Source organism: Phenylobacterium sp., from assembly GCF_004799395.1.
Classification (GTDB): domain Bacteria; phylum Pseudomonadota; class Alphaproteobacteria; order Caulobacterales; family Caulobacteraceae; genus Phenylobacterium.
The window spans coordinates 1-10,002 of sequence record NZ_SSMZ01000335.1 but is presented as its reverse complement, the minus strand read 5'-3'; the positions used below and the strand labels follow the sequence as shown (position 1 = coordinate 10,002).

Here is a 10,002-nt window from a genome sequence, read left to right as displayed (position 1 = left end):
TAGGCTTCCAGAGCCCAGACCTCCATTTCCCCGAAGCGCTGACCGCCGAACTGCGCCTTGCCGCCCAGCGGTTGCTGGGTGACGAGCGAGTAGGGACCGATCGAGCGGGCGTGGATCTTGTCGTCCACCAGGTGGTGCAGCTTGAGCATGTAGATGTAGCCGACCGTCACCGGACGCTTGAAGCGCTCGCCCGTCTGGCCGTCGTACAGGTACGACTGGCCCGAGCGGTCGAGACCGGCCTTCTCCAGCAGGTTCTCGATGTCGGCGATGTGGGCGCCGTCGAACACCGGGGTGGCGAAGGGGATGCCCTTCGACAGGTTCCGGCAGAGCTCGATCAGCTCCTCATCGCTTTCCGGCAGCTCCTCTTCGGGGCCGTAGGTCCCGGCGAGGTAATCGATCAGGGCCTTGCGCTGGCCGCCGTTCTGCCAGGCGTCCAGCAGGTCGGCGACCTGCTTGCCGAGGCCCGCGGAGGCCCAGCCCAGGTGGGTTTCGAAGATCTGGCCGACGTTCATCCGGCTGGGCACGCCCAGGGGGTTCAGCACGATGTCCACGTGCTGGCCGTTTTCCAGATAGGGCATGTCCTCGACGGGCAGGATCTTGGAGATCACGCCCTTGTTGCCGTGGCGGCCGGCCATCTTGTCGCCCGGCTGCAGCTTGCGCTTCACCGCCACGAACACCTTGACCATCTTCATGACGCCCGGGGGCAGTTCGTCGCCGCGTTGCAGCTTGTCGACCTTGTCCTCGAAGCGGCGGTCGAGACGCTTGCGGGCCTCGTCGAACTGACGGCGCATGGCCTCCAGCTCGGCCATGGCCTTCTCGTCCTCGAGCGCGATCTGCCACCACAGGCCGGGAGAGATCTCTTCCAGCTTGTCGGCTTCGATCTTGCCGCGACCCAGGCCCTTGGGACCCGAGACAGCGACCTTGCCCACCAGGAGCGAGCGCAGGCGCGAGGTCATGTTGCGGTTCAGGATGGCGAACTCGTCGTCGCGGTCCTTGCCCAGACGGTCGATTTCCGCCCGTTCAATCGCCAGGGCGCGTTCGTCCTTGTCGACGCCGTGCCGGTTGAACACCCGGACCTCGACGATCGTCCCGGCGACGCCCGGGGGCAGCCGCAGCGAGGTGTCGCGGACGTCGGAGGCCTTCTCGCCGAAGATGGCGCGCAGCAGCTTCTCTTCCGGGGTCATCGGGCTTTCGCCCTTCGGGGTCACCTTGCCCACCAGGATATCGCCCGGCAGGACTTCGGCGCCGATCGCCACGATGCCGGCTTCGTCGAGGTTGCGGAGCGCTTCCTCGCCGACGTTGGGGATATCGCGGGTGATTTCTTCCGGACCCAGCTTGGTGTCGCGGGCCATGACCTCGAATTCCTCGATGTGGATCGAGGTGAAGATGTCGTCGCGCACGATGCGCTCGGAGATCAGGATCGAGTCTTCGAAGTTGTAGCCATTCCAGGGCATGAAGGCGACGAGGGTGTTACGCCCCAGCGCCAGCTCGCCCAGCTCCGTCGACGGGCCGTCGGCGATCACGTCGCCGGCATTGACCTTGTCGCCCACGCGCACCAGCGGACGCTGATTGATGCAGGTGGAGGTGTTGGAGCGCTGGAACTTCTGCAGGCGGTAGATGTCGACGCCGGGCTTGGTCGGGTCGGTCTCTTCCGTTGCGCGCACCACGATGCGGGTGCCGTCCATCTGCTCGATGACGCCGGGACGACGGGCGACCAGGACCGCACCGGAGTCGACGGCCACGATGGCTTCCATGCCGGTGCCGACCAGCGGCGCATCCGTCTGGATGAGCGGCACGGCCTGCTTCTGCATGTTGGAGCCCATCAGGGCGCGGTTGGCGTCGTCGTTTTCCAGGAACGGGATCAGCGAGGCGGCGACGGACACCACCTGCTTGGGCGACACGTCCATCAGGTCGACGTCGGCGCGGGGCAGCAGCGAAGGTTCGCCATTGATCCGACCGGGGACCAGCTCGTCGACGATCATGCCGTTTTCGAGCTTGATGTTGGCCTGGGCGATGACGTGCTTGGCCTCTTCCATGGCCGACATGTAGACGACCTCGTCGGTCGTCTTGCCGTCCTTGATCCGGCGGTACGGGCTCTCGATGAAGCCGTACTTGTTCACCACCGCGTGGGTGGCGAGCGAGTTGATCAGGCCGATGTTCGGGCCTTCCGGCGTCTCGATCGGGCAGATCCGGCCATAGTGGGTCGGGTGCACGTCGCGGACTTCGAAGCCCGCGCGCTCACGGGTCAGGCCGCCCGGGCCCAGCGCCGAGAGGCGGCGCTTGTGGGTGATTTCCGACAGCGGATTGGTCTGGTCCATGAACTGCGAGAGCTGGCTGGAGCCGAAGAACTCGCGAACGGCCGCGGCCGCCGGCTTCGCATTGATCAGGTCGTGCGGCATGACCGTGTCGATGTCGACCGAGCTCATGCGCTCCTTGATCGCGCGTTCCATGCGCAGGAGGCCGACGCGGTACTGGTTTTCCAGGAGCTCGCCCACCGAACGCACCCGGCGGTTGCCCAGGTTGTCGATGTCGTCGATCTCGCCGCGGCCGTCGCGCAGGCCCACCAGGGTCTTCAGCACCGCCAGCACGTCGTCCTTGCGGACCACGCGCACGTCATCGGGACAGTCCAGCTCCAGGCGCATGTTCATCTTCACGCGGCCAACCGAGGAGAGGTCGTAGCGCTCGCTGTCGAAGAACAGCGACTTGAACATCGCCTCGGCGGCTTCCACCGTCGGCGGCTCGCCCGGACGCATGACGCGGTAGATGTCGAACAGCGCGTCCTCGCGGGCGGTGTTCTTGTCGACACGCAGCGTGTTGCGGATGTAGGCGCCGACCGTGACGTCGTCGATGTCGAGCACGTCGAGGCTGTCGAAGCCCTGGGCTTCCAGGGCGGCCAGCAGGGTCGGGTCCAGCTCGTCGCCGGCTTCAGCGTAGATCTCGCCGGTGGTGAAGTTCACCAGGTCGCGGGCCAGGTACTTGCCGGTCAGGGCCTCAGGGGCCAGCAGCAGGGTCTTCAGACCCGCGTCGGCGAACTTCTTGGCGTTGCGGGCGGAGATCTTGGTGCCGGCGGGCGCGATCTCTTCGCCGGTGTCGGCGTCGATCAGCGCGAATTCCGGCTTCACCCCGCGCCAGCGTTCTGGCTGGTAGGCCGTGGCCCAGCCGCCGGTCTTGCCCTTCTTCTCAAGCACCTTCTTGTAGGTGAGGGTGTTGTAGAAGGTGGAGAGGATCTCCTCCCCGTCCATGCCCAGCGCCATCAGGAAGGTGGTCGCCGGCAGCTTACGGCGGCGGTCGATGCGGACGTAGACCACGTCCTTGGCGTCGAACTCGAAGTCGAGCCACGAGCCGCGGTAGGGGATCACGCGGGCGGCGAACAAGAGCTTGCCCGAAGCGTGGGTCTTGCCCTTGTCGTGGTCGAAGAACACGCCGGGCGAGCGGTGCATCTGGGAGACGATGACGCGCTGCGTGCCGTTGACGATGAAGGTGCCCTTCTCCGTCATCAGCGGGATGTCGCCCATGTAGACGTCCTGCTCCTTGATATCCTTCACGGAGCGGGCGCCGGTTTCCTCGTCGGTCTCGAACACGATGAGGCGCAGCTTCACCTTGAGCGGCGCGGCGTAGGTCATGTCGCGCTGGACGCATTCCTCGACGTCGTACTTTGGCTCCTCGAACTCGTAGGAGACGTACTCGAGGACGGCGCGCTCGTTGAAATCCTTGATCGGGAAGACGGACTTGAAGACCGCCTCGATGCCCTCGTCCTTACGGTCAGCCACGCGCGTCTCGCGCTGCAGGAACTGTTCGTAGGAGGAGCGCTGAACCTCGATCAGGTTCGGCATCTGCACGGCTTCAGGGATGCGGCCGAACGACTTACGGATCCGCTTCTTACCGGTGAAGGATTGCGCCATTTGTGTCCCTTGAGGACGCCAGGGAACGGTTTCCCGGCGTCAGCATTTGAGTTCCGCGTCCACCCTCAACCATCCCGCGAGGGACGGCCGGACGCTGGAATGCCCCTTGTGTCGCCAGGGGCGCCCCTTCGCATGGTCGGAGGGCTGCGGACCATGCCTCGAGACATTTGACGCGCGAAAAGCCGATTCACGAGAGCGCATGCGTGTGCGTCACGGGAATCGGGTGATGTCGCGAAGGTGCCGAGATAAGCCCTTTCAGGCCCGGATGGAAGCCCCCTGCCCGCAGAAAATGTGACTCAGCCGGCACGGGCGATTTTTAAGGAGCTTCGGCGCGGAGAAAAAGCACGGCGCCGACGGGGAGAAGCCGGCGCCGTCAGGATTGGGTTCTGACCGTTTCAGGCCGCCGTCGTCGCCTCAGGGCTCTTCAGAGGCGCGCCCAGGGGCCGCCAGGCCGCCCGGGCGTACTGGGCGTGGTAGTCGGGGTGCTCCGTCCCCATCCAGCGATCCCACCAGGTGAAGTAGAGGCCGTGGTTGTAGCCGGCGTGTGCGTGGTGCAGGTCGTGGTGGGTTGTCGTCGTCATCCAGTCCAGCAGCGGCCGTCCGTCACGCCGCGCCGGCATCAGCTCAAAGCCGCAGTGCAGCAGGGTGTTGCGGAAGATCTGGTGCAGCACGAACAGCGGCACAACCGCCCAGGGCGTCGGCGTCACCAGCGGCCACAGCACGACGAAGGACATCATCATCCCGGCCTCGCGCAGGTCGAAACTGTAGGCCGTGAAGGGCGAGGGGTTGTGGCTGCGGTGGTGGCGGCGGTGGAAGCGGCGGAACAGCCGCGGGTGATGCATCGCCCGGTGGACGAAGTAGTAGTAGGCGTCGTGCCCCAGGATCATCAGGACGAGGCTGGCCCAGAACCAGATCGGACCCCAGGTCGCGCCGATGTCCGACAGCCGATAGAGGCCGAGCCGGCTCATCAGATTGGTCATCAGGCCCATCGTCGAGAAGATGGCGATGGAGCGGATCGAAAACAGGAATTCGAAGGCCATCTGCCGCGCTGGCGGGCGGTCCTCACGTATACGCCGGTTGCGCAGCACCCACGCCAGGGCCACCCACAGTATCAGCCAGACCGCGACGGCGAAGATCACGTAACGGCGCGTGTCGATGAAGACGCCCAAGAGCCACATCTGCGGCAGGTTGTGCAGCCAGGTTTCCATTGAACGGCGACTCCTTGATGTCGCGCCCAAGGGACAGCGCCGGCGCGCCGCCGTCTCGCCGAGGGCGGAAAACCCTCGTCGATTTCGAAATCAGCCGGCTTTTCGCAAATCCGGCGAGGCGGCTATCGCCTCGCGCCGCCAAGCGGTGGGCGTCTCGCCGGTCGCCGCCCGGAAGGCCCGGTTGAACGGACCAAGCGACCCATAGCCGAGATCGAAGGCGATCACGGCGACCGCGGTTCTCGCCTCGCCGGGGTCGGCCAGCCGGTGCTTTGCCGCCTCGATCCTGTGCGCATTGAGGAAGTCGGCGAAGTTGCGGTGGCCGAGCCGGTGGTTGATCAGCCGGCGCAGGCGGTGCTCAGGGCAATCCAGCTCCGCGGCCAGCGCGCCGATGGTCAGCCCTTCGCGCCGCCAGCCCTCCGCCGTCATCACCCCATCAAGCCGCTGGATCAACAGACGGTCCGCTGCGTCCTGGCGGGCGTCGCCGCCGACCGTGGCCCGGCGCGGCGCGCCCAGCACCTCAGGACGGGCCTGCAGGAAGAGGATCGCGCTGCCGACGCAGATCGCCGCCATGATCAGGCCGCCGTACGCTTCCCCTACGCTGAACCGCATCCAGGATCCCAGCGGGTCCACCCAATTGACCAGCGCCAGGGACACCTCAAGCACTGAGAACAGCGCCGCTGAGCCCAGCAAAAGCGCGCGCAGGCGCCGCCGGCCCTCGACCAGGTCGCCGCGCCACCCTCGGGCGATGACGAAGGCGGCGTGCAGGGCCAGAAGGCCGCTGAAGGCGTTGCTTGCGGCCCAGATCCCCACCGCGATGGGCGGTGGCGCGATATAGCATCGAAGGACCCCGGTGATCAGCAGAACCGCCGTCGGCGCGAGCGTCAGGGGCGTGACGCGGCGATCCTCAAACACCACCAGGATGAACAGCCAGAACAGTCCTGCCGACGGCATCGCCATCAGCATCAGCGGCGCGGGATGATCGACGGCGTTCCAGAGCGCCGTGGCCTCGGTGACCAGCCAGGCCGCGACGCTGAGGCAGAGCAGTGGCGCGGCGATCCGCACGTCGCGGCTCACGCCGCTGCGCCAGACGCTGAGTGCGGTCACCAGCATGGCGCCCGCTGCGATGCCGCGGACGAGCGTATCGACAAGGAGTGCTGGATCGCTCACGGCGCGCAGGTTAGCACGCCCGGGCTCACGCCCAAGTTACAGAGCGCTCATGGAAAAAGGGCCGGAGATCGCTCTCCGGCCCTTCGCATTCCGTACCGCCGCTTGGACGGTGCGACGCCTACTTGATGGTGACGGAGGCGCCGGCTTCTTCCAGCTTCTTCTTCACTTCTTCGGCTTCCTGCTTGGAAACGTTTTCCTTCACGTTCTGCGGGGCGCCTTCGACCAGGTCCTTGGCTTCCTTCAGGCCGAGGTCCGGACGGACCGAGCGGACTTCCTTGATCACGTTGATCTTCTTTTCGCCGCCGGCGGTGAGGATCACGGTGAACTCGGTCTGCTCTTCGGCGACTTCGGCCGGAGCAGCGGCGGCGCCACCGCCAGCGGCGGCCACGGCCACCGGCGCGGCGGCCGAGACGCCCCACTTTTCTTCAAGCAGCTTGGAGAGCTCGGAGGCTTCCAGGACGGTCAGGGTCGAGAGTTCGTCGACCAGCTTTTCAAGTTTCGACATGGGAGGGTTCCTTTGAGGTTCGTGTTGGCTTGTTTGCGAAATTGACGATCAGGCGGCGTCTTTGGCGGCGTAGGCGCCGACGACGCGAGCCAGCTGACCCGCGGGCGCCTGCATGATGCCGGCGATCTTGGTCGCGGGCGCCTGCAGGAGGCCGATGATCTTGGCCCGGAGCTGATCCAGCGACGGCAGCCGCGCGAGCGCGGTGATCGAGGCCTGGTCCAGCACCTGTTGACCCATCAGGCCGCCGACAACGGTGAACTTCTCGTTGTCCTTGGCGTACTGGGTCGCGACCTTGGCGGCGGAGACGGCGTCCGGGGCATAGGCGATCGCGACCGGGCCCTTGAAGAGGGCGTCGCCCGCTTCGCCGACCGAGCCGTTCAAGGCCTTCTGCACCAGAGTGTTCTTCACCACCTGCAGCTGGGCGCCTTCGACACGAAGACGGCCCCGCAGATCGGTCATTTCCGCAACGGTCAGACCCATGTAGTGGGTCACGACCACGGCGCCGGCGCCGTCGAACACGCCCTTGAGCGTCTCGATGGCTTCCTGCTTTTGAGCGCGGTCCATTGCGGTCTCCATACTCAGGTTCGACGCACGCGAATGCGCACGCCGGTTACTTACCTGTCCGATGTGGAAAGCCGCGGCCTCGCGCCCATCGCAATGGATGGCCGGAGAAACCTCAATCTTCCCGTCTCCCTGCGGCTGAAGGCGGGCCCGCCTTCACGTTCCGGCCCCCGGTGACCCCGAAGGCTACGCAGTTCTTGGACAGGAGGGACGCGCATAGTCTGCGCCCCATCCGTCGCCCCGTCCGAAAACGAAGCGAAAACTCTAAGAGCGCGGGCCTTTACAGGATGCGGCCGGGGAATTCAACCGGGTGGGCGCGACGAGCGATCTCTCCATTTGTCTGAAACGCTGTTTTGCCGTCAGATAGCCGGGCGCCGCCAAGGTCCGCCAGGAGATGGGCCGCCAGGGCGCGAGGGAGACAAACCATGGGCAAGCTCAGCGATCGCTATCCGTTCCCCGCGCCGGAAGGCAGCGTGTGGCATGTGCCGCAGGATTTCGACGTGGTCTTCAACTGGGACTACGCCGACGGCCGCGAAACCATGATGGGCCTCTACCGCAAGGGCGTGGAGATGCAATGGGACGCGGAAACGCGGATCGACTGGACCCAGGAGCTCGACGAAGAGAACCCCGAGCAACTGCCCGAAGAGATGCTGCCGATCTCCGGCATGGCCGAATACGAAAAGATGTCGTCCAAGGAGAAGGCCACCGTGCGCCGCCACTTCCAGGGCTGGCAGATCAGCCAGTTCATGCAGGGCGAACAGGGCGCGCTGATCTGCGCCGCCAAGATCGTCACCCAGGTGCCGGACGTGGACTCCAAGTTCTACGCCTCGACCCAGGTGATCGACGAGGCGCGGCATGTGGAGAGCTACAAACGACTGCTCGAGAAGTTCGGCGTGGCCTATCCGATGACCGCGCCGCTCCAGGAGCTCATCGATCAGGTGCTGCGCGACAGCCGCTGGGACATGACCTACCTGGGCATGCAGGTGGTGATCGAAGGCCTGGCGCTCGCCGCCTTCCAGCAGATCCGCGATCACGCCCAGAACCCGCTGGCCGCCGCCGTCAACGCCTACGTCATGCAGGACGAGAGCCGCCACGTGGCCTTCGGCCGCCTCGCCCTGCGCGACTTCTATCCGCAGCTGACCCAGGCCGAGCGCAATGAGCGCGAGGAGTTCCTGCTGGAGGCCTGCTACCTGATGCGCGACCGCTTCGACGCCGTGGAGGTCTGGAAGACCCTGGGCCTCGACCCGGCCCGCTGCGCCGAGCACATGTACGACTCGGGCTTCATGGCGATGTTCCGCTCGTCGCTGTTCACCCGCATCGTGCCGATCGTGAAGGACATCGGCCTGTGGGGCGACACCATTCGCAACGGCTACGATCAGATGGGCATCCTCGGGTTCGCCCAGGCCGACGTGCAGGCGCTGCAGGACAGCGACGACACCATCGCCAAGGAGCACGATGCGCGGCGCGACTACGTGACCAGCGTCATCCAGCGAGCCCAGGCGCTGGAGACGGCGTGACGTCGGCGCCTTCAAGGCTCCAAAGGCGACCGACGCCCTCGGCGAGGTGGACCATGCGTTACCGGCTCATCGCCACCCTGGCCGCGGCCTTCATCGGCATTCTGCTGGCGTCCGGGCTCGCGCTCGCCGAAGACGCGCTCGATCCGACGCCAATGACCTGGCGCGGCCTGCAGATGGGTCCCGAGCAGATCTTCGAAGGCGACTATTCCAACGACTTCGACACCAGCGTCTTCCACGCCGACAGCACGCCTACGCGTGAGACCATGTGGCTCTCCGGCTGGCAGGATCGCCCCGGCGACGGGGGCGGCATCATGCGGCGCTACCACATCCGCTTCGTGGGCCGCCGCACGGCCGAGGCCGGCAAGTACGGCGCGCTGGGCGCCTATCCGCACACGGTGCTGATCAGCCGCCTGATCTCGGCGCGGGTGCTGATCGGAAACTAGACGCGACAGCGTACGATCGGGCCGTTCCAGAGATCGTTGTCGCGGTCGACCTCTTCCACCGCCGGCCCGGCCACCTCAGCGGCGACACGCCGCCAAAACGGCAGGGCGGCGAGGTTTCGGCGCGCCACGGCCATCTCCCACTGGCCGGGCCGGTGGCCGAGGATCTTCACCGCCGCGGCCAGGCCCACGCCGAACCTGCGATGTTTGCGCGCCACGAAGAACTCCGCCACCGCGTGGTCCACGGGCAGGCCGGAATGGGAGAAACTGTTGATCAGGGCGAAGCCCGCCAGGAAGCCCTCGACCCGGATCAGCAGCGGCGTGCAGTCCGCCTCGGTCCAATAGCTGTCCAGATAGATGTACTGCGCAAACCGCCCGTCCTCCTGCAGTTCGCCCTCCTCCCGCCCGGCCCAGAACTCGGAGAAATCATGGGCGTAGAGCTGGCAGAGACTTTCCAGGGCCGGCCGCTGCTGCGGCTCGGCGATTTCCACGGTGACGTCGGCCATGGCGGCCTCCTGCAACGAAAAAGGGGAGCTGCGTCGCCGCAGCTCCCCCGATTTTCTCGATCTATCGGAAGCGCTTAGGCGCCGGCCGAGGCCGTATCCACCTTGAAGCCCGGGCCCATCGTCGACGAAAGGCTGATCTTCTTGATGTAGACGCCCTTGGCGCCGGACGGCTTGGCCTTGTTGAGCGCGTCGACCA

Annotated in this window: 8 protein-coding genes and 1 pseudogene; 2 read left to right on the top strand and 7 right to left on the bottom strand. The window is 66.2% G+C overall.

Going from position 1 to position 10,002, the window contains the following annotated elements:
• The 5 genes from rpoB to rplJ form a co-directional block, all read right to left on the bottom strand.
• Positions 1–3,902 (bottom strand): DNA-directed RNA polymerase subunit beta (gene rpoB / locus E8A12_RS21705; RefSeq protein ID WP_293372781.1); only part of this gene is annotated, 3,902 nt, incomplete at its 3' end.
• Between the two features lie 395 nt (positions 3,903–4,297).
• Entirely contained in the window at positions 4,298–5,110 is an 813-nt protein-coding gene (locus E8A12_RS21700; RefSeq protein WP_293372779.1) for a sterol desaturase family protein, read from the bottom strand.
• Between the two features lie 90 nt (positions 5,111–5,200).
• Positions 5,201–6,277 carry a helix-turn-helix domain-containing protein gene (locus tag E8A12_RS21695; protein WP_293372777.1) on the bottom strand — a complete coding sequence of 359 codons (1,077 nt, stop codon included), beginning with the start codon at positions 6,275–6,277 and terminating at the stop codon, positions 5,201–5,203.
• A 118-nt stretch (positions 6,278–6,395) separates the two neighbouring features.
• Complete coding sequence (gene rplL / locus E8A12_RS21690; protein WP_293372775.1) at positions 6,396–6,782, bottom strand: 50S ribosomal protein L7/L12; 387 nt, start codon at positions 6,780–6,782, stop codon at positions 6,396–6,398.
• Positions 6,783–6,830: 48 nt separating this feature from the next.
• On the bottom strand, positions 6,831–7,346 hold the full coding sequence (gene rplJ / locus E8A12_RS21685) for a 50S ribosomal protein L10 (RefSeq protein ID WP_293372773.1): 516 nt from the start codon (positions 7,344–7,346) through the stop codon (positions 6,831–6,833).
• 422 nt (positions 7,347–7,768) lie between these two features.
• Here rplJ and E8A12_RS21680 point away from each other — a divergent pair, with 422 nt between their 5' ends.
• Together E8A12_RS21680 and E8A12_RS21675 are read left to right on the top strand one after the other, a co-directional pair.
• A complete protein-coding gene (locus tag E8A12_RS21680) occupies positions 7,769–8,860 on the top strand; it encodes a ferritin-like domain-containing protein (protein ID WP_293372771.1) in 1,092 nt (363 codons plus the stop codon).
• A 53-nt stretch (positions 8,861–8,913) separates the two neighbouring features.
• On the top strand, positions 8,914–9,303 hold the full coding sequence (locus E8A12_RS21675) for a hypothetical protein (protein ID WP_293372769.1): 390 nt from the start codon (positions 8,914–8,916) through the stop codon (positions 9,301–9,303).
• Here E8A12_RS21675 and E8A12_RS21670 read toward each other — a convergent pair.
• A complete protein-coding gene (locus E8A12_RS21670) occupies positions 9,300–9,806 on the bottom strand; it encodes a GNAT family N-acetyltransferase (protein WP_293372767.1) in 507 nt (168 codons plus the stop codon). The two genes, E8A12_RS21675 and E8A12_RS21670, sit on opposite strands and share 4 nt — an antisense overlap.
• Positions 9,807–9,880: 74 nt before the next feature.
• Positions 9,881–10,002: pseudogene (locus E8A12_RS21665) on the bottom strand (50S ribosomal protein L1); the annotation flags it as partial.

Bases quoted from the DNA above. Each gene is read 5' to 3' on its own strand.
- E8A12_RS21700 (WP_293372779.1), bottom strand. From the start codon at position 5,110: ATGGAAACCTGGCTGCACAACCTGCCGCAGATGTGGCTCTTGGGCGTC.
- E8A12_RS21670 (WP_293372767.1), bottom strand. From the start codon at position 9,806: ATGGCCGACGTCACCGTGGAAATCGCCGAGCCGCAGCAGCGGCCGGCC.
- E8A12_RS21680 (WP_293372771.1), top strand. From the start codon at position 7,769: ATGGGCAAGCTCAGCGATCGCTATCCGTTCCCCGCGCCGGAAGGCAGC.
- rplJ (WP_293372773.1), bottom strand. From the start codon at position 7,346: ATGGACCGCGCTCAAAAGCAGGAAGCCATCGAGACGCTCAAGGGCGTG.
- E8A12_RS21675 (WP_293372769.1), top strand. From the start codon at position 8,914: ATGCGTTACCGGCTCATCGCCACCCTGGCCGCGGCCTTCATCGGCATT.
- rplL (WP_293372775.1), bottom strand. From the start codon at position 6,782: ATGTCGAAACTTGAAAAGCTGGTCGACGAACTCTCGACCCTGACCGTC.